Origin of the sequence: Nitrosomonas cryotolerans ATCC 49181 (assembly GCF_900143275.1) — a bacterium.
In the GTDB taxonomy this organism is placed as follows: domain Bacteria; phylum Pseudomonadota; class Gammaproteobacteria; order Burkholderiales; family Nitrosomonadaceae; genus Nitrosomonas; species Nitrosomonas cryotolerans.
Genome location: NZ_FSRO01000001.1, coordinates 1292527 through 1312419 on the forward strand (window position 1 = coordinate 1292527; position 19893 = coordinate 1312419).

The 19893-nt window shown below is 50.6% G+C and carries 18 protein-coding genes; 14 read left to right on the plus strand and 4 right to left on the minus strand.

Features of this window, described 5'->3' with window-relative positions; translation table 11 throughout:
• Positions 1 to 4: 4 nt before the first annotated feature.
• Genes bioF through bioD form a run of 4 tightly spaced genes read left to right on the plus strand, consistent with a single transcriptional unit; the run spans position 5 to position 3561 of the window.
• A complete protein-coding gene (gene bioF, locus BUQ89_RS05785) occupies positions 5 to 1171 on the plus strand; it encodes an 8-amino-7-oxononanoate synthase (protein ID WP_028462338.1) in 1167 nt (388 codons plus the stop codon).
• Between the two features lie 59 nt (positions 1172 to 1230).
• A complete protein-coding gene (bioH, locus tag BUQ89_RS05790; RefSeq protein ID WP_028462337.1) occupies positions 1231 to 2004 on the plus strand; it encodes a pimeloyl-ACP methyl ester esterase BioH in 774 nt (257 codons plus the stop codon).
• Positions 1979 to 2860, plus strand: a complete 882-nt coding sequence (gene bioC, locus BUQ89_RS05795; RefSeq protein ID WP_028462336.1) for a malonyl-ACP O-methyltransferase BioC — start codon at positions 1979 to 1981, stop codon at positions 2858 to 2860. The genes bioH and bioC overlap by 26 nt, the downstream gene beginning before the upstream one ends.
• Positions 2861 to 2871: 11 nt before the next feature.
• On the plus strand, positions 2872 to 3561 hold the full coding sequence (gene bioD, locus BUQ89_RS05800; RefSeq protein WP_028462335.1) for a dethiobiotin synthase: 690 nt from the start codon (positions 2872 to 2874) through the stop codon (positions 3559 to 3561).
• Between the two features lie 159 nt (positions 3562 to 3720).
• On the opposite strand, the gene pip is transcribed toward bioD, so the two are convergent.
• Positions 3721 to 4686: a prolyl aminopeptidase gene (gene pip, locus BUQ89_RS05805; protein WP_028462334.1), complete on the minus strand. Its 966-nt coding sequence runs from the start codon at positions 4684 to 4686 to the stop codon at positions 3721 to 3723.
• Between the two features lie 152 nt (positions 4687 to 4838).
• On the opposite strand from pip, the gene BUQ89_RS05810 reads away from it, so the two are divergent.
• The 5 genes from BUQ89_RS05810 (at position 4839) to BUQ89_RS05830 (ending at position 9940) form a co-directional block, all read left to right on the plus strand.
• Positions 4839 to 5114 (plus strand): hypothetical protein, encoded by a 276-nt coding sequence (locus BUQ89_RS05810; RefSeq protein ID WP_425434857.1) that lies wholly within the window; start codon positions 4839 to 4841, stop codon positions 5112 to 5114.
• On the plus strand, positions 5092 to 6255 hold the full coding sequence (locus BUQ89_RS05815) for a patatin-like phospholipase family protein (protein WP_051537722.1): 1164 nt from the start codon (positions 5092 to 5094) through the stop codon (positions 6253 to 6255). The genes BUQ89_RS05810 and BUQ89_RS05815 overlap by 23 nt, the downstream gene beginning before the upstream one ends.
• 69 nt (positions 6256 to 6324) lie before the next feature.
• Positions 6325 to 6747, plus strand: a complete 423-nt coding sequence (locus BUQ89_RS05820) for a universal stress protein (RefSeq protein ID WP_245812914.1) — start codon at positions 6325 to 6327, stop codon at positions 6745 to 6747.
• Between the two features lie 22 nt (positions 6748 to 6769).
• The gene (locus BUQ89_RS05825) at positions 6770 to 7534 is read left to right on the plus strand and encodes a 3',5'-cyclic-nucleotide phosphodiesterase (RefSeq protein ID WP_028462330.1); all 765 of its coding nucleotides are present in this window, start codon (positions 6770 to 6772) and stop codon (positions 7532 to 7534) included.
• Positions 7535 to 7555: 21 nt separating this feature from the next.
• Entirely contained in the window at positions 7556 to 9940 is a 2385-nt protein-coding gene (locus BUQ89_RS05830; RefSeq protein WP_028462329.1) for a GspE/PulE family protein, read from the plus strand.
• Positions 9941 to 10141: 201 nt separating this feature from the next.
• Here BUQ89_RS05830 and BUQ89_RS05835 read toward each other — a convergent pair whose 3' ends face one another.
• Both BUQ89_RS05835 and glnE read right to left on the minus strand, forming a co-directional pair.
• Complete coding sequence (locus BUQ89_RS05835; protein WP_028462328.1) at positions 10142 to 10588, minus strand: pilin; 447 nt, start codon at positions 10586 to 10588, stop codon at positions 10142 to 10144.
• A 134-nt stretch (positions 10589 to 10722) separates the two neighbouring features.
• Positions 10723 to 13500: a bifunctional [glutamate--ammonia ligase]-adenylyl-L-tyrosine phosphorylase/[glutamate--ammonia-ligase] adenylyltransferase gene (glnE, locus tag BUQ89_RS05840; protein WP_028462327.1), complete on the minus strand. Its 2778-nt coding sequence runs from the start codon at positions 13498 to 13500 to the stop codon at positions 10723 to 10725.
• On the opposite strand from glnE, the gene BUQ89_RS13710 reads away from it, so the two are divergent.
• A complete protein-coding gene (locus tag BUQ89_RS13710; RefSeq protein WP_178377636.1) occupies positions 13460 to 13636 on the plus strand; it encodes a hypothetical protein in 177 nt (58 codons plus the stop codon). The genes glnE and BUQ89_RS13710 overlap by 41 nt on opposite strands.
• A gap of 47 nt (positions 13637 to 13683) precedes the next feature.
• Here the strand turns inward: BUQ89_RS13710 and tnpA are convergent, their stop codons facing one another.
• A complete protein-coding gene (gene tnpA / locus BUQ89_RS05845; RefSeq protein ID WP_074202655.1) occupies positions 13684 to 14100 on the minus strand; it encodes an IS200/IS605 family transposase in 417 nt (138 codons plus the stop codon).
• Between the two features lie 31 nt (positions 14101 to 14131).
• Between tnpA and BUQ89_RS05850 the strand changes: the two genes are divergently transcribed.
• From BUQ89_RS05850 to BUQ89_RS05865, 4 genes are all read left to right on the plus strand, one after another.
• The gene (locus BUQ89_RS05850; protein WP_074202524.1) at positions 14132 to 15364 is read left to right on the plus strand and encodes an RNA-guided endonuclease InsQ/TnpB family protein; all 1233 of its coding nucleotides are present in this window, start codon (positions 14132 to 14134) and stop codon (positions 15362 to 15364) included.
• Between the two features lie 262 nt (positions 15365 to 15626).
• The gene (locus BUQ89_RS05855; protein ID WP_028462378.1) at positions 15627 to 16490 is read left to right on the plus strand and encodes a carbon-nitrogen hydrolase family protein; all 864 of its coding nucleotides are present in this window, start codon (positions 15627 to 15629) and stop codon (positions 16488 to 16490) included.
• A 148-nt stretch (positions 16491 to 16638) separates the two neighbouring features.
• Positions 16639 to 18111 (plus strand): metalloprotease TldD, encoded by a 1473-nt coding sequence (tldD, locus tag BUQ89_RS05860; protein ID WP_028462379.1) that lies wholly within the window; start codon positions 16639 to 16641, stop codon positions 18109 to 18111.
• A gap of 73 nt (positions 18112 to 18184) precedes the next feature.
• Positions 18185 to 19891 (plus strand): acetolactate synthase 3 catalytic subunit, encoded by a 1707-nt coding sequence (locus tag BUQ89_RS05865; protein WP_028462380.1) that lies wholly within the window; start codon positions 18185 to 18187, stop codon positions 19889 to 19891.
• The last annotated feature ends 2 nt before the right edge of the window (positions 19892 to 19893 follow it).

The following is a 19893-nucleotide window of genomic DNA, read 5'->3' on the forward strand; positions in this document are numbered from 1 at the left end:
CACCATGTATTCGGATCTCGTTGAGCGCTTGCGTGTTCGGGAAGAAAAAGGACTGCGCCGCGTCCGGCGAACAATTGAAGGTCCTCAGGATACCCATGTCTCCATAGCGGGGCGCGAATATCTGGCATTTTGCAGTAATGATTACCTGGGTTTAGCGAATCATCCTGAGCTGATTGAATCCGCTTGTCAGGGCGTGCGACGATATGGTGTGGGGGCAGGTGCTTCGCATCTGATTAATGGCCATTCTTCAGCTCATCATGAACTGGAGCAGGCACTCGCCCGTTTTACGGGCTTTCCCGAAGCGTTATTGTTTTCCACCGGATATATGGCCAATATGGGCGTTGTTACCGCTCTGTTGGGGCGCGGCGATGCCGTGTTTGCTGACCGGCTTAACCATGCTTCGCTCAATGATGCGGCATTATTGTCGCGTGCGAAACTGATCCGCTATCCGCATCTTGACTTAACTGCGTTAGAACGGCGATTGGCGATGTCACCAGCCCGCCGTAAGCTCGTTGTGACAGATGCAGTGTTCAGTATGGATGGCGATATTGCGCCGGTTGATCAATTACAGGCGCTCTGTGAAAAATATCAAGCCTGGTTGTTGTTGGATGATGCGCATGGTTTTGGCGTGCTGGGCAAGCAGGGTAGGGGTGTCTTGTTTTCTGCCAGTCAGGCTCGTGCCCATTCGCCCAATATTATTTATATGGCTACGCTGGGTAAGTCTGCGGGTGTTTTTGGCGCATTTGTAGCCGCACGATCAGAGCTCATTGAAACCTTGATTCAGTCTGCGCGCAGCTATATTTATACGACCGCGACGCCGGCATTGTTGCCCTGCACCTTGTTGACCAGCCTTCGGTTAATTGAACAGGATGAATGGCGGCGCGAGCAGCTAAGCCGGCATATCGTCCAGCTGAAACAGGCATTACAGTCACTTTGCTGGCCATTGCAGCCGTCTACGACGCCCATCCAGCCTTTAATGATCGGTGCCAGCGATGCAGCCCTGCGAATCAGTGACGGATTGCGTGAGCAGGGTATACTGGTGCCGGCTATTCGCCCGCCTACAGTCCCTTTGGGTGCGGCGCGACTGCGCATTTCTTTATCCGCTTCACATACGCCAGCGGATATCGAGCGGTTGGCAAACGCGCTATGGCAGCTGGCCAAAGCGGGTTGAAAGAGAGTTGAGAGGGAATTAAATGGGATATTGTCTGTTAATCGATAGAGACCAATAGCTTGAGCAAGATACACGTTGAATCATTGGGCCAGGGCCCCGATCTTGTTTTATTACACGGCTGGGCCATGCACGGCGGTATCTGGGGGGGCGTCCGCGATCGGCTGGCCGCCTGTTATCGCCTCCATTTGGTCGATCTCCCCGGGCATGGATTCAGCCCTGTGGGTGAATTTGGAACGCTGGAGCATATCGTCGAACTCGTGACAGCCGTTCTGCCTGAAAATGGTATTGTCTGCGGATGGTCACTGGGTGGGCAGATAGCGATTGAACTGGCGCTGCGTGAGCCATTGCGTGTGAAGGCGCTGGCGCTGGTTGCGACCACGCCGTGTTTCGTCAATCGGGTGGATTGGCAGTGGGGTATGGATAAAAAAATCCTGCAGCTGTTTATGGAGAATCTGGTTCAGAATTATGCGGCAACCATCAATCGGTTTCTAACTCTGCAGGTGAGTGGTGAAGTCGATGTAACCGCGACACTGGCTCAGCTGCGGAAAAACTTCTTTCGGCGTAATCAGCCCGATCATGAAGCGTTACAACAAGGACTGGAAATTTTATTGACGAGTGATTTGCGTGAAAAACTGACGGCGATTACGCAACCGGTTTTATTGCTGCATGGTGAGAATGATGTGGTAACCAGCCCGGCTGCCGCGAGATGGATGCATGCGCAATTGCCCGATTCAAAACTGGTGATGTTGCCGCACTGTGGTCACGCCCCCTTTTTATCCTATCCTGAACAGTTTATAACGAGCCTATATGAATTACGATCACATTTTAGATAAACGCCGGGTGCGCCATGCTTTCGCACAGGCGGCTGCCCATTATGATCAGGCCGCAGTGCTGCAACATGAAGTCAGTGATCGGATGCTGTCACGTCTGGATTACATTAAATACATGCCGGATACGATTCTCGATGCGGGTAGTGGCACCGGTTATGGTCATCGTAAATTAAGCCTACGCTATCCTGCCAGCCAGCTTCTGGCCGCTGATATTGCGTTACCCATGCTGTTACAGGCACGTCCTGCGGTTGCCAGGTGGCGGCAATGGCTGCCTGTGCGCCCGCGCAGCTCCCATTATCTCTGTGCTGACATCGAGCAATTGCCGCTTAAAAGCGCTTGTGTCGACATGATATGGTCAAATCTTGCGCTGCAATGGTGTAATGATTTGAAACAGACTTTTGCCGAAATGAATCGTATTTTGCGTACGGATGGTCTGTTTATGTTCAGTACATTTGGGCCGGATACACTGAAAGAATTACGTCAGGCTTTCGCGCAGGCGGATGGCTATAGTCATGTCAATCGTTTTATGGATATGCATGATATTGGCGACTTATTGGTACATAACGGCTTTGCAACACCCGTGATGGATATGGAATACATGACATTAACCTATGATGATGTCATGAGTGTGATGCGTGATCTTAAGGCGATAGGTGCCCACAACGCCCTACAGGGCAGACGGCCGGGTTTGACCGGAAAAACGGTCTGGCGAAAGGCAACGGATCAGTACGAAAGTCTGCGTCAGGATGGCAGGTTGCCCGCTACCTTTGAAGTGATTTATGGCCACGCCTGGAAGCCGGCCTCCCGAAAATCGGTGTTGACACCGGAAACCCGAATGCAGCTGGGTCTTGAGCCATAGCCTTATCGCCGATGGTCAGCAGTTATTTCGTGACGGGAACGGATACCCATATTGGTAAAACACGGGTCAGTTGTGCCTTGCTGCAGGCCTTTGCCGCCAGTGGCCGTAGTGTTGTGGGCATGAAGCCCGTTGTGGCTGGCTGTGAGGATGGGCGGTGGGCTGATGTCGATCTGCTGACCGCTGCCAGCACGGTTTCTGCGCCGCGCCACTCTGTCAATCCTTATGCTTTCGTGCCGCCTGTTTCCCCACATATTGGGGCAATACAAGCCGGCATTGAAATTGATCTGGCGGTTATTCAGCACGCTTACCGGCAACTGCAGACGCTGGCTGAAGTGGTGATTATCGAGGGCGTGGGGGGATTTCGGGTTCCACTGAGTGAGCAATATGATGGCGCTGATCTCGCATGCAGGCTGGGTCTTCCGGTGATATTGGTGGTAGGGCTGCGGTTGGGTTGCCTGAATCATGCCTTGTTGACCGCACAGGCTATACAGGCCAGTGGATTACTGCTTGCGGGCTGGGTTGCCAATGGGATTGATCCGCATATGAGCGTACAGGAAGAAAATATGCGGACATTACAGCAGCGGCTGGATTGTCCCCTGCTGGGCCGGTTGCCCTTTGATGAGAATATGGGGGCCAGCTGTGCCGCCAGCCGATTGGATATTACCCGTCTGGTCGCTACTACGGGTCAGCTGCGTGAATAGATCAACGATGGTAGATCAGCGATGGTAGATCAGCGATGGTAGGTCAGCGATTGTGCAGCGGGGCCAATCATTAGCGCTCTGCGCTGCATTGGTGTCCGTGTACCCTTTTTAACCTGCTTGGCGGATATAGGATGCATCGAACTGGCACCGTCAGCAGCGTCAGATGGACAGCCTTGTTTTAAATTTTTCGGTTGCCCGGATCAGTTCGGCCTGAATGCCGGGTTCCCAGGCAGAATGTCCGGCCTGATCCACGATGATGTATTCTGCCTGTGGCCATGCCTGATGCAGGTCGTCGGCGCTGATGATGGGGCAGACGGCGTCATAGCGGCCTTGTACAATGGTAGCGGGAATCTCGTGGAGTGTCTGAACCTGCTCCAGCAGATAATTTTCCGGCAGAAAAATGTTGTGACTAAAGTAGTGTGCTTCCATGCGCGCGAGTCCCAATGCGACCGTGTCATCTGAAAAATGCTGCATGATTTCCGGGTTGGGCAGTAATGTCGAGCAGGCCCCTTCATAGCGACTCCAGGCCCGTGCTGCCGGCATATGTACCGCAGGGTCAGGGTGCATCAGGCGTTGGTAATAAGCATAGAGCAGTTGTTCTTGTTCTGTTGCGGACAGCGGAGCGACAAACTCGCGCCAGGCTTCAGGAAAAAAATGGCGTAACCCATATAAAAACCAGTCAATTTCTCTTTTCCGACACAGAAAAATACCGCGCAGAATAAAGCCCAGACAACGTTCCGGATGAGTCTCTCCATAGGCCAATGCCAGGGTGCTGCCCCAGGACCCACCAAAAACCAGCCACTTTTCAATATTGAGATATTGCCGTAATACTTCCAGGTCATTGATCAGGTGAGGCGTTGTATTATTGTGAATCTCACCCAAGGGCGTTGAGCGTCCCGCGCCACGCTGATCATAAATAATGATACGGTAATGGTCGGGATCAAAAAAACGGCGATGTGAGGGCGATGCCCCGGCACCGGGTCCGCCATGAAGAAAAACGACCGGGATGCCCTGAGCGTTGCCGGATTGTTCCCAATACATCGTGTGGGTTTCGTCTAGCGATAACATTCCGCTATCATAGGGCTCAATTGCTGGGAAACATTCGGTACGGAAATGATTATTCATGGCAGCGATGCGGGATGAATCCCTCCGGTCTCAGATTGTGTAAGAATAGCAGAACAAGACGGTAAACAGTACAGAGTTTAGGATTTGTATGCCGGGTAGTTCTGGTATATTGCCGAATAAATGACCGATTGTATTCATATTATAAGGGTTGAATGATGTCCCGTACTTCATTAGAGGAAGAAGAAATTTCCATGTTACGCAGCGAAATAGAAATACTCATGAATGAGCGTCAGAGCCTGCTGAATATTGTGGGTGCAGCCGCCGTATTTGTCGCCAATCTGGATAGCGACGCTTTGCCGGATGATGCTTGTGAAGCGGCCAGGCTGCTCTCTAGTTCGTTGAATGACCTGCCCGAAGAAACGTTACGTGAGGCATTGGAAAAAATACAAGCAGAATTAGCTGGCGGTGAGCGAAGACAAGACCATTAAACCCCCTCCCAAGGTGGGACTGGTGCTGACGGGCGGCGGCGCGCGCGCGGCTTATCAAGTGGGCGTGTTGCGTGCCATTGCGGAGATGCTACCGGAGCCGTCCCGTAATCCTTTCCCGATCATCTGTGGTACTTCGGCGGGCGCAATCAATGCGGCCAGCCTGGCTGTTTCAGCGAATAATTTTTATGCCGGCGTGCAGCAGCTCGAAGCGGTCTGGGGGAGTTTTCATGTGAACCAGGTGCATCGTTCTGATCTGGTCGGTGTGCTCAATAACAGTCTGCGTTGTTTGATCTCGCTGCTATCCAGGGAATCCGGCCGCCAGCGCGGTATTTCTTTATTGGATAACGCGCCGCTGGCACAATTAATCCAGCATCACCTGCCATTTCACGGCATTCAAAAATGTATCCATGCCGGATCACTACAGGCATTGGGCCTCACCGCCTGGGGTTATACCTCTGGACAATCGGTGACCTTTTTTCAGGCGGCACCGGGGATCAAACCATGGAAAAGAGCACAGCGTATCGGGATTGCTGCGCGCATCGGTCTTGATCACCTGATGGCTTCTTCTGCGATTCCCTTTATCTTTCCCGCCGTTAAACTGAACCGGGAATACTTTGGTGACGGCTCTATGCGCCAACTGGCACCGACCAGTCCGGCGCTGCATCTGGGTGCCGATAAAATACTGTTAATCGGGGTGCATAAGGTAACGGATGAGGAGCCGTGTCGGGTTAAGGTGTCCAATTATCCCCCGCTGGCGCAAATTGCCGGCCATGTCATGAGCAGTATTTTTGTGGACAGTCTGAGCCTGGATCTGGAGCGTTTGCAGCGCATTAATCAGACTCTGAAATTGATTCCACCCGAAACACTAAAGGAACACAATACCCGGTTGCGCCCCATTGAGTCGATGATGATTTCTCCCAGTGAAGAAATCAATGAAATCGCCCAGCAGTATGCGCACACGCTGCCGCTGTTGATGCGCTCGTTATATCGTGCGATTGGCGCAATGGGGCCCAATGGATCGACTGTATTGAGTTATGTGCTATTTGAAGCGGCTTTTTGTCAGGCGCTAATGGATCTGGGTTATCGTGATGCAGTACGGCAGAAGCCTGAAATTCTAAATTTTATGAATGTGACAGCGTAAGATAGATCGAGATCAGGCACGCTGTCATCGCTTTAATACAGCGCGTATTTCTATCAGGAGGAGGTCATAATGAACGTTTTACTACCGGTGGATGGTTCTGATAATTCCAATAAAGCGGTGGCTGATTTTATTCAATTTTTGGATAACTATAAGGTCATACCGGCAGTGCACTTGTTGAATGTGCAAGCGCCGCTGAATGGCAATATTACTTTTTTGGTTGACCCGGCCGAGGTGAAGCACTATCACGAGGAAGAGGGACTGAAACGCCTGCAGCCGGCGCGTGACTTAATGGATCAGGCCGGTCTGGCTTATCAGTTTGATGTGACGGTAGGCGAGGTGGCCGAAATGATCGTGTATTTTGCTACGGAGCAGGGTTGCGATCAGATTGTGATGGGCTCGCGCGGACTCGGTGCGGTGAAAGGCTTATTGCTGGGCTCCATTGCCCACAAGGTGGTGCAGTTATCAGTCATCCCTGTCCTGTTGATTAAATAACATTTACCCGGAGTAAATCGGATTGAAGCTGAAAGTCTTGGGTTGTAGTGGTGGTATCGGCGGGCGCTCGCGTACCACCGCCTTGCTGCTGGATAGCGATATATTGATTGATGCCGGTACGGGTGTGGGGGATTTGAGTATCGCTGAGCTGGCCAGTATTGATCATGTTTTTGTCAGCCATTCTCATCTCGATCATGTGGCTTTCATTCCTTTTCTGGTGGATACCGTGGGTTCTATGCGGGATCAGCCCTTAACGGTTTATGCGACCCAGCCCACCTTGGCGATTCTGCAAACGCATTTATTTAATGAAGCGATCTGGCCTGATTTTACGCAGATTCCGGATAGCGAAGCGCCGTATTTACGCTACGCAACCATTGCGGTGGGCGAAACGGTAGATCTGGGCGGGCGGAAAATTACGCCGTTGCCGGCCAATCATATCGTGCCGGCAGTGGGCTTTCAGCTGGATTCGGGCCAGGCCAGCCTGGTTTTCACGGGCGATACCACTTCCCATGATGCCTTGTGGGGGGCGGTCAATCAAATTGAAAACTTACGCTATCTGATTATTGAATCGGCCTTTAGCAATCAGAATAAAACCGTGGCGATCCAGTCGCGTCATCTGTGTCCTGATTTGCTGATGGCCGAGCTGGAAAAATTGCAACGCCCGGCGGAGATTTATATCACCCACCTGAAGCAAGGCGATGCGGCGCTGATTATGCGTGAAATTGCCGCCTGTGCCGGACCGTTTCAGCCGCGTCGTCTGAGCCATCATCAGCTATTTGAATTCTAGAAAAATCGGGGAAATGACGCCATGAATATCAGTATCATCACGCCGGGCCCGAGTGCGGATATTTCGGATATGAGCAGCAAATTGGATTTTTCCAAGAACCTGCAGGTCGTGACCAACAAAATACACGCGGCCAATGATATCGATGAAATCATGCTGGAAGTGAGCAAGAATATCTGCACCTTATTCAACGCGGATCGCCTGACCATTTATTCACTCAGTGAAGATAAAACCTTCATTACGTCCCGGATCAAAACGGGGCTGGATTCGTGTCAGGATCTGAAACTGCCGATTACAGAACACAGCATTGCCGGTTATGTCAGTCTGAACAAAGTGCTGGTCAACCTGAAAGATGTTTACGATAAAAACGAGTTAAAACAGCTCAGCCCGCATCTCAGTTTTTTGCATGAAGTGGATAAGCGGACGGGTTATCGCACCAAACAGATGCTGGTAGCGCCGATCTTGAATGCGGATGACGGTGCCTTGATGGGGGTCGTGCAGGTCATCAACAGCAAGGATGATCGGCCTTTCTCTGCCCTCGTGGTCGAAGGGATCAATGAGATTTGCCAGACCCTGGCGATTGCGTTCAAACAGCGCCAGAAACCGTTTCAGTTGCTCAAGTCAAAATATGACTATTTGGTTTTGGATGCCATTATGTCCGCGGCCGAATTTGAGCTGGCCACGCGTTCGGCGCGCAAAAAAGAACGGGATCTGGAAGATGTGCTGATCGATGAATTTCAAATCCGGGTGCCGATCATCGGTCGGGCGCTGGCCTCGTTTTTCAAGGTAGCCTATGAGCCTTACAAGGCCGACCGGGTGAGGCCGTCTGATCAGCTGCGCAGTCTGAAAAAGGATTATGTGCTCAACAATGGCTGGCTGCCGATTGACGAGACCGAGGCGGGCCTGGTGATTCTGGCACTGGACCCCGAAAAGATCAAATCGCTGCGCATTGTCAACAGTATCTTTCCCAAATACAAGGTTATTTACAGCGTTTGCACGAAAAGGGAATTCAAGAATACGGTGGATCTGTTTTATGGTGGGAATCATAATACAGAGATCGATAACATGGGTAATATCAACGAGATGCTGTCCGGTTTGCCAGAAGGGCTCGACGACGATGCCGACGAACTGGATGAAGCCTCGGCGGCGTCAGATAATGAACTGGTCAAGCTGGTCAATCGGATCATTGTGGATGCCTATAAAATGGGGGTGTCGGATATTCATGTGGAGCCGTATCCCGGCAAGGAAAAAACCCGCATCCGCTTTCGCAAGGATGGCTCATTAATGTCGTATATCGAGATTCCGGCCAGTTATCGCAATCCACTGGTCACGCGGATTAAAATTATGTGTGATCTGGATATCTCCGAGAAGCGCCGGCCGCAGGATGGCAAGATCCGCTTCCGGAAATTCGGCCCACTGGATATTGAGTTGCGGGTGGCAACCATTCCTTCGGCCGGTGGTCTGGAAGATGTCGTGATGCGGCTTTTGTCGGCAGGGGAGCCCATTCCGCTGGATAAGATGGGCTTTACTGAACACAATCTGCAGGCCCTGAAAAGCATTATCAGCAAGCCTTACGGCCTGTTTTTTGTTTGTGGCCCGACCGGCTCGGGTAAGACCACCACCCTGCATTCCATACTCAAACACTTGAATCGGGCGGAAACCAAGATCTGGACGGCGGAAGATCCGGTGGAAATCACCCAGAAAGGGTTGCGTCAGGTGCAGATGAATGCCAAGGCCGGGCTGACTTTTCCGGTGGTGATGAAATCTTTTTTGCGTGCCGATCCGGATATCATCATGGTGGGGGAAATGCGTGACAGGGAAACCACCAGCCTGGGGATTGAAGCCTCACTGACGGGGCATCTGGTGTTTGCGACCCTGCATACCAACAGTGCACCGGAATCGGTCATCCGGCTGCTGGACATGGGCATGGACCCGTTTAACTTTGCGGATGCATTATTGGGCATCCTGGCGCAGCGTCTGGCCAAGCGCCTGTGTTCGTGCAAGACGGCCTATGTGGCCAGCGAACACGAGATCAAGGCCCTGTTAACCGAATATTGCGAGGAACTACAGCATATCGAACGGTTTAAAACGGATCGGGATGGGGCTTATCAAGCGATTAAAGCGGACTGGATCAAGCAGTATGGGGATGAACAGGGCGCAATCACGCTCTATAAACCGGGGGGGTGTGATCGCTGTGTCAATAGTGGTTTTGCAGGCCGGGTGGCCCTGCACGAGTTGATGATCGGCAGTGATCTGCTGAAAAAGAATATCCAGGAACACGCGCGTGTGGCGGAAATGCTGGTAACCGCTCTGGGCGATGGCATGCGCACCCTCAAGCAGGATGGAATAGAAAAGGTATTGCAGGGCATTACCGACATTCATCAAGTGCGCGTGGTGTGTATCAAGTGACGATTTTCGGCCGAATGTGACGCAAAAGGGCATTTTGATGTATCGAGGATCGGGCTGACTGAAGGAAACCGCTGCGGGGAACCCGGCTGCGATGATCGGTGCCGGAAGCTGCATGGGATGAATGGATGAAAAAAACACCCCATTGCTGGGGTGTTTTAGATTTGTGTTTTACTCACACAAACTGATTATTACGTATTTGGGTTAGCAATAACCAATAGCTATACAGGTGCTCGCAGCATCTTTAGTCCAGACTACAGGTCTTCCAACTCCTTGGGATACTCCAGTAAGCAGATAGGTTTGAGCCGCCAGGCCATTGCCAGTAATTGCCGTCATTAGAATTTGGGCGGTGAGTGCGCCATTAGCTTGAATTTTTCCAGAGCCTGCCGCAACGTTACCATCGTTAGAGGCAGTAACGGGAGGAATTCCACCAAGAGCGTTGGTGCAGTTGGCAGCAAGTAATGTGCCCTGTTCTTGAAAGCAAAGCTCGACAGCTAATTTATACGGTGCGGCAGCTGATACCACTTCACTGAATTTGGCTTTGTTGGTGTAGGTTTGATAAGCAGGAACCGCTATGGCCGCCAAAACACCAATAATAGCCACGACAATCATCAGTTCGATCAGTGTGAAACCTTTTTGTGCGTGTTGCATGTGTGATTCTCCTTTGGGTTAGTGATAACACACTCGGTGTGTGTAATTTTTTATAAGCAGGATCTGTGCCAATATTTTTGTCGCACCGACAACGCCGTCGATAGCACGGATATCATCGCGCTCAGGTGATGATATTACAGATCAAATACGCGGGTCCATAATTCTAATACTTCGGTGCGGGCGTGATCAAATAAAGGGGCGGCCACGCGCGCAAAGCGTTGTGAGACGCCTTCGGTGGGGGAAGCACCGGCCAGACTGGTGTCGCCACTTAAGCGGAGCCAATGTTGTGTCCGCCGGAATTCCCGGTAGGCCGCGCGCACCTGTTCGGCCTGGTCGATGGGAATGAGTCCCAGTTCTCCGGCCCGTTTCAATAAAGCAATATTGCCGATATTACCGGTCAATTCGGGATGTGCATGAGCATAGCCTAAGACCAGATACTGCACGATAAATTCAACGTCAATAATCCCGCCCCGGTCGTGTTTAATATCAAACAGGGTGGTTGAGTTGGGATGCCCTTCGCGCATTTTGTCGCGCATTTTGAGAATCTCCCGCCTGAGCTCGGCCCGGTTGCGGGGCTGGCACAGGATTTCCTTGCGGGTTTGTTCAAAAATCGTGGCCATGTGCGCATCGCCCACAACGAAGCGGGCCCGGGTGAGGGCCTGATGCTCCCATACCCAGGCTTGTGTCCGCTGATAGTGCGCAAACGCTTCGATGCTGTGCACCGGCAGGCCGCTGCTGCCATTCGGGCGTAAGCGCAGGTCGGTTTCATATAACAGCCCGGCGGAGGTATGGCTGGTGAGCCAGGCGTTAATGCTTTGAGACAGTTTGCTGTAGATTTCGGAGGCATCCGGATGCGGGTCGTCATACAGAAAAATAATATCCAGATCAGAGGCATAGCCGAGCTCTTTTCCGCCGAGTTTTCCATAACCGATGATGGCGAAGGCGGGCTGCGCCTGATGGCGCTTTTTCAGACCCGACCAGGCCAGTTGCAAGACGGTCTCGAGAATGAGATCGGCCAGCGCAGTCAGGTGGTCACTGAGTATTTCCAGCTCAGCCGAGCCTTCCAGATCGCTGACCAGTAACTGAAACACTTGCGCATGCTGGAAGTGTCGCAACACATCCATTTGCCATTCGATGACATTGTGTTTGGGGCTGTTGTCATGATTGAGCTGATAGAGCAGTTCCCGTTTCAGCGTGGGCCAGTCGGGCAGGGTACGCAGGGCCCGATTGCGCAACAATTCATCCAGCAAAATCGGGTGCCGTCCGAGGTAATCCATGGCCCACTGACTGGTACTGGCCAGCTTGGCCACGCGGGGCAGGGTGTGCGGATGCTCCAGTAACAGCGCCAGATAGGCGGGATGCGGACTGATGTTTTCCAGTAGCTTGAGCATGCGCTCCAGGGTGGACTCAACCGGCGGATAAACGGCGGCGGCTTCGATCAGAATCGGAATCAGGGTTTTGATGCGCTGCTGGCTGAATTCCGGTAATTGCAGATACTCGGTGCTGGCATAAAACTGCTGCAGTCGTTCAGAAATCTTGGTGGGTTCAGCAAACCCCAGTGTGCTGAGCTGGGTGGCGGCTGCCCGGGTGCGGGCGGCATCTTTGGTCTGCGTTTGCCATAGACAGGCCAGCGTATCATGCCGGGAAGATTTTCTGGGCGCGGCAAAAATCAGTTCAAAGTGATGCGCGGCGTTGCGCCGATGAATATCGAGCTGCTGCATAAAATGCGCAAAATCCGGGCAACCCATGGCCGTGGCAATCAGTGCCTGATCGGCTGTGTTCTCCGGCAGGGTCTGTGTCTGCTGATCGTCGAGATATTGCAGGCGGTGCTCCAGTTTGCGCAGAAAACGATACGCCTCGGATAATTCAGTGACAATCTCCGCCGCCAGCAGTTTTTTCTCCTGCAAGCGCTGCAGCACAGCTAAGGTCGGACGAATGCACAGATCGACATCCCGCCCCCCGCGAATCAGCTGAAACACCTGCGTAATAAATTCAATTTCACGAATCCCGCCGGGGCCCAGTTTGATGTTGTCGTGCATTTCGCGGCGATTGACTTCCTTGCGAATCTGGACGTGCAGGCGGCGCATGGATTCATAAGCACCAAAATCCAGATATTTGCGAAACACAAACGGCCGGGCGATTTGTTCCATGAGTGTGGTGGCGGCCTCAGGCGGGCCGGCAATCACGCGCCCCTTGATCCAGGCATAGCGTTCCCATTCCCGTCCTTGTGTCACAAAATATTCCTGCAGCATGGCAAAACTCATGGCCAGCGGGCTGTCTTCACCATAAGGCCGCAGCCGCATATCGACCCGGAACACATAGCTGTCGGCGGTATAATCATTCAGACTGGCAATCAGCTTGCGCCCTAACCGGGCAAAAAAATCATGATTGGCAATGGATTTGGCACCGTCGGTTTCGCCGTCTTCAGGATAAATAAAGATCAGATCTACATCCGAAGACACATTGAGCTCGCGCCCACCCAGTTTGCCCATGGCAACGACCAGCATTTGCTGGGCTGTGCGGCTTTTTTCACCAATCGGTGCGCCGAAACGGTCCGTTAGCCAGATGTGGTGTTGCTTGAGTGCCGCGTTAATGGTGACTTCGGCCAGATCGGTCATGCTGGCCATGATTTCAGATAAATCCGCGAGGCCGCCCAGATCGCGGGTAGCAATCCGCAACATGGCCCGTTTACGCAGGTTTCGCAAGTCGCGGTGCAGCACGGCTTCATGCTGTTTGTTTTCAGGCCGTGTGTCGAGGTATGCCTGCATTTCTTCTCGCAGAAAGGGGCGTTGCATCTCGGCCAGTAATCTGTCGCGCTGCTCGGGCTCGCTTTCCAGTAAGCGCTGTATATAACGACTCAAGGGAGAAACAGTGGCAAGCAGGGTTTCGGGTGAGGGATGTGGAGTGGACATAATCAGTGATTGGGTGGGTCGTGCCTGGTGTCAGAACCGCCAGAAAATCCTGATCTTTAAATCGGGACGATCGGGCGATGGCGTTAATTTCGTTTGCATGCAGGTATACCCGGGTTGTTTATCAAATAGCGCGTAAAACTTCGTCCTTCAGGGCGGAGATATAAGCGCACAGGCGAAGCCTGTTTAATGCGGTCTTTGCTGTTGTTCAATATATTGCTTAATAATCGAGAGTGGTGCTCCACCACAACTACCCGCAAAATAGCTTGGACTCCAAAGCATATTACCCCAAAGCTTATTTTTAATTTCGGGATAATTCTTTTTGCGAATAAGTCGGCTTGAAACGCCTTTCAAACTATTTACCAAGTTAGAAATAGCAATTTTTGGTGGATAGTTAACTAAAAGGTGAATATGATCATGCTCACCGTTAAATTCCACCAATTCTGCTTCAAAATCCAAACACACGTTTTTAAATATTTCTTCCAAATCAATTAATACCCTTCCGGAGAAAACATTTCTACGGTATTTTGTTACAAAGACCAAATTAACGTGAAGATTAAAAATGCAATGTCTTCCTGTTCTTATATCGTTATTAACTTGCATAGACCAATTCCTTTTTTGTATAATTATAACCATGAAGCAGATTATACGCAAAGCCTTTAAATCTCGACTCAATCCAAATTCTGACCAAGTACAGAAGATGGTTGAGTTTGCGGGTGCTAATCGGTTTGTTTGGAATAAAGCCTTAGCAATGAATCTGTTCAGATTAGAGCAGAAACAGCCATTGCTTTGGTACAACGAGTTGTCATTTTGGCTAAAGCTATGGAAATCCTCAGAAGATTATGGATTTCTAAAAACCGTTCATTCTCAACCGTTGCAACAAGCCTTAAAAAACTTAGAAAAAGCGTTCAAAGACGGTTTTGATAAAAAACAGCCTTTAAAACGGATTCCAAAATTCAAGAAAAAAGGTTTGAGTGACAGCTTTCGTTATCCACAAGGATTTAAGCTGGAGCAAGAGTCTAGCAAAGTGTTCTTGCCTAAAATCGGTTGGGTGAAATATCGCAATTCACGCCAAGTCATTGGTGACGTTAAAAATATGACGATTTCCCGTAAAGGCAGTTATTGGTACGTGTCGATTCAGACTGAGTACGAGACCGAGCTAAAGCGTCATAGCTCAACCAGTATGATTGGTGTTGATATGGGCGTTACCCGCTTTGCAACCTTGTCAGACGGCTCATACGTAGAACCTTTAAACAGTTTCAGAAAGTTATCAAAGAAACTGGCTTTTGAACAGCGTAAGCTGTCTAAAAAAGTCCGTTTCTCTGCTAACTGGAAAAAGCAGAAACAAATCATTACCCGACTGCATGAGCGTATTGCCAATGCTCGTTTAGACTTCTTACACAAAACCTCAACCGAAATCAGCAAAAATCACGCAATGGTCGTAGTTGAGAATTTAAAGATAGGAAACATGTCTAAGAGTGCCAAGGGCAGTGTTGAAAAGCATGGTAAAAACGTCAAAGCGAAATCGGGTCTAAACAAATCCATTCTTGACCAAGGATGGGGAATGTTCGTTTCGTTCTTGGAGTATAAACAGGCTTGTTCAGGCGGGGATGTATTGAAGGTAAACCCTCAATACACCTCTCAAACCTGCCCTAGATGTCAACATGTTAGTCGTGACAATCGCAAAAGCCAAAGTGCTTTTGAATGTACAGAATGTGGATTTAAAGCCAATGCCGACTTGGTAGGTGCCTTGAATGTACTTGAGCGAGGACATCGCTTGTTAGCCTGTGGAGTTGAAACGTTAGTTTCGTCTAAGAAGCAGGAACCAGTAGGCAGTAGCAATACAAACCTACTCTTAACGGCTTAATAAGTCGCTAGGAATCCCCTTCGTTTAGGAAGGGGAGGATGTCAATGAACGAAAATGCCTTCCTTTAGGGAGAGGAATAAGCTGGACCAAAGTACAATAGGCATAGAAACTCAACGTATAATAGTCTTTCTTTAACAAGCAAGGAAAGCTAAGTATATCCGTTGCCTTGGCGTGTGGGGATATGCTGGACAGTAATCCGAATGAATCCGAGAATAAACAGCATGCTCTATAATATTGCATTAATTCCAAGAGGCGAAAGAAAATGTTAAGTGACGCAACTATTCTGAGCAGTTCAATGTCAGAAAAAACAGCAACCGGTGATTTGCGGGTGGCAGCTATCCAGATGGCGTCGGGTCCGAGCGTTTCTGCTAATTTGGAAGAAGCCGCGCGATTGATTGAAAATGCAGTGGCGCAAAAAGCCCGCTTGGTCGTGCTGCCGGAATATTTCTGTATTATGGGCATGCAAGATACCGATAAGCTGGCCGTTCAGGAAGAACCGGGCAGTGGCATGATTCAAACATTTTTGTCTGAAACAGCAAAACGCTTTGGAATTTGGCTGGTAGGCGGGTCGGTGCCGCTGGTATCGCCTGTGCCCGGCAAGGTTTATAATAGCTGTTTAGTGTATGATGATAAAGGCCAGCAAGTTGCGCGTTATGACAAAATTCATTTGTTCGGGCTGGCGCTGGGCAGTGAATGTTACGCGGAAGAAAAAACAATCAAAGCAGGAGACAAAGTGGTGACGCTGGAATCACCTTTTGGTCGCATTGGCTTGTCAATATGTTACGATCTACGGTTTCCGGAACTGTATCGCATGATGGGTAATGTGAATATTATTCTGGCACCCGCCGCATTTACAGCGATTACGGGCAAGGCACACTGGGAAGCATTGATTCGCGCGCGCGCGATTGAAAATCTGGCCTATGTGATTGCGCCGGCTCAAGGTGGTTATCATGTGAATGGTCGTGAAACAAATGGGGATAGCATGATTGTTGATCCGTGGGGTGGGATCATGAGTCGGTTGCCACGCGGACATGGTGTGGTGGTTGCGACCCTGGACCCGGAGTATCAGGCCAGCTTGCGCGCCAGTTTGCCCGCCCTGGATCATCGCAGTTTGCATTATTGTTAATACGAAATACGAAATACGAAATACGGAAGGGAATCGTTGAACAGCATGGCTGTGCCGGTAATGACGCGATTTTTTTACCCAGATGACCCGATCATCGCAGTCTTCAGGTTTAAATTTTTTGATCAGTCAGATAACAGAATTGGATGCCATGACTACTGAACTTGCCCTTGAGGCCAATGAGTTTTATACGATTGCTGACAGCTGCTTGCTGTCACCTTATGATATTGATGCGTCCAGATTACAGCAGGTGTTTGGACAGATGCTGACCCATGAAATTGATTATGCGGATCTGTATTTTCAATATAGCCGCTCTGAAGGCTGGGCATTGGAAGAAGGTATTGTTAAATCAGGCAGCTTCAATATTGATCAGGGCGTGGGTGTGCGTGCGATCAGTGGAGACAAAACGGCCTTTGCCTATTCTGATAACATCAGTATGCCGGCGCTGATTTCGGCCGCACAGGCTACCCGTGCGATTGCACATCAGGGCGAAGAACGCTCGGTTCAGGTGGCAAGGCGCAATGCGGTATCGACAAGACCGCAATTGTATTTGCCCCAGGACCCGGTTGCCAGCCTGCAGGATGCGGATAAGGTAGCGTTGCTGGAGAGACTGGAAAAATATGCGCGTGCCCTGGATTCGCGTGTGATTCAGGTGATGGCATCACTCGCCGGAGAATATGAAGTGGTGCTTGTGGCCCGGAGTGACGGTCTGCTGGCAGCCGACGTCAGGCCGCTGGTGCGGGTATCCTTGCAGGTGATTGTCGAAGAAAATGGGCGCCGTGAACAGGGCATGGCCGGTGGCGGTGGGCGTTTCGATTATGCGTATTTTACGGACGATGTGTTGCGTGACTATGCAGCAAAAGCCGTCCATCAAGCCGTGGTTAATCTGGATGCCAGACCGGCACCTGCGGGTGCTATGACGGTGGTATTAGGCAGTGGCTGGCCGGGCATATTATTGCATGAAGCAATTGGTCACGGACTGGAAGGTGATTTTAATCGGAAAGGCAGTTCTGCATTTTCCGGCCGTGTGGGGGAGCGGGTTGCTGCCGCAGGGGTGACGGTGGTGGATGATGGTACGATTGCACAGCGCCGCGGATCATTAAATATAGATGACGAAGGTAATGCAACGCAATGTACTACGCTGATAGAAGACGGCATATTAAAAGGTTATTTGCAGGATAGTCTGAATGCACGGTTGATGAATCTGCCGGTGACCGGCAATGGCCGACGAGAGTCCTTTGCGCATATTCCGATGCCGCGTATGACGAATACGTATATGCTGAACGGCGATAAAGATCCGGAAGAAATTATCTCCTCAGTAAAACGGGGCTTGTATGCGGTCAATTTTGGCGGCGGACAGGTTGATATCACGAGTGGAAAATTTGTTTTTTCAACCGCTGAAGCTTATATGATTGAAGATGGCAAGATTACCTATCCGGTAAAAGGTGCGACGCTGATTGGCAATGGCCCTGATGTGTTGACGCGTGTATCGATGATTGGTAATGATATGGCGCTGGATCCGGGGGTTGGCACCTGTGGAAAAGAAGGACAGAGTGTGCCGGTGGGTGTGGGACAGCCGACCTTGCGCGTGGATGGATTAACGGTGGGCGGAACTGGCGGTTGACGCGAAGTGAACTAGCCGTTACCGTTGGGAATGATTTATTACTTATACAAATTGATATTGGGACGCAAAAAGCATGAGTGTGGAGGAATTAACCGGCGCTGAGATTACCATCCGTTGCTTGCAGGAAGAAGGAGTGGACTGTATTTTTGGCTATCCTGGGGGAGCAGTACTTTTTCTTTATGATGAGTTATTCAAGCAGAATAAGGTCAGGCATATTCTGGTGCGGCATGAGCAGGCTGCGGTTCATGCGGCGGATGGTTATGCCCGCTCCAGTCATAAGGTAGGCGTGGCGCTGGTTACATCGGGTCCGGGTGTGACTAACGCGGTCACGGGTATTGCCACGGCATATATGGATTCGATTCCAATGGTCATCATCAGCGGGCAGGTGCCGACGAGCGCGATTGGCCTGGATGCGTTTCAGGAAGTGGATACAGTCGGCATTACACGCCCCTGCGTCAAACACAACTTTCTGGTGAAGGATATCGCAGAGCTGGCGTCGACGATTAAAAAGGCATTCTATATCGCATCGACGGGTCGACCCGGCCCGGTATTGGTGGATATTCCTAAGGACATCACCCAGCAAACAACCCCGTTCGTTTATCCGACGAGTGTTTCCATGCGTTCTTATGATCCGGTTGTTAAGGGGGATAGCGGGCAGGTCAAGAAAGCGCTGGAATTGCTGTTAAGTGCGAAGCGGCCCGTGTTTTATACGGGGGGTGGCGTGATACTGAGTAACGCAGCGCCACAACTCACTGCCCTGGTTCGGATGCTGGATTTTCCTTGTACCAACACGCTGATGGGGTTGGGCGGGTATCCTGCGACCGACCGACAGTTTGTGGGTATGTTGGGTATGCACGGGACCTATGAAGCCAATATGGCCATGCAATATTGCGATGTGTTGGTGGCTGTGGGCGCTCGTTTTGATGATCGTGTTATCGGTAATCCCAAGCATTTTAGTAACGAAAATAGAAAAATTATTCATATTGATATTGATCCATCCTCCATTTCCAAGCGGGTTAAGGTGGATGTCCCTATCGTCGGTGATGTTGCGGATGTGCTGGGGGAGCTCACCAAGCTATTAAAAGCCAGTAGAAATAAACCCGATCAGTCGGCATTGAAAGACTGGTGGAAACAGATTGATACGTGGCGTGCACGGGATTGTCTGAAATATGACCGGGATAGCGACATTATTAAGCCGCAGCTGGTTGTTGAGACACTCTATGCGGTCACCAAAGGGAATGCACTGGTTACCTCGGATGTTGGACAGCACCAAATGTGGGCGGCCCAGTTTTACAAATTTGATAAACCCCGCCGCTGGATCAATTCAGGTGGCTTGGGAACAATGGGTTTTGGGATGCCTGCCGCAATGGGTGTGCAGCTGGCTAACCCAAAAGATAAGGTGGCTTGTGTCACGGGCGAAGCGAGTATTCAAATGTGCATACAAGAGTTGTCAACGTGCAAGCAATATAAATTGCCATTGAAAATAATCAATTTAAATAATCGTTATATGGGAATGGTGAGACAATGGCAGGAATTTTTTCACGGCAATCGTTATGCGGAATCTTATATGAATGCGTTGCCGGATTTTGTTAAACTGGCCGAAAGTTATGGTCATGTTGGAATGAAGATCGAAAAGCCAGGTGATGTTGAAGGTGCGTTGAAAGAGGCATTCAAACTTAAAAATCAATTGGTATTCATGGACTTCATTACTGATCAGACGGAAAATGTTTTTCCGATGGTGCCTGGTGGTAAAGGGCTCTCCGAAATGATTCTGGTGTAAGA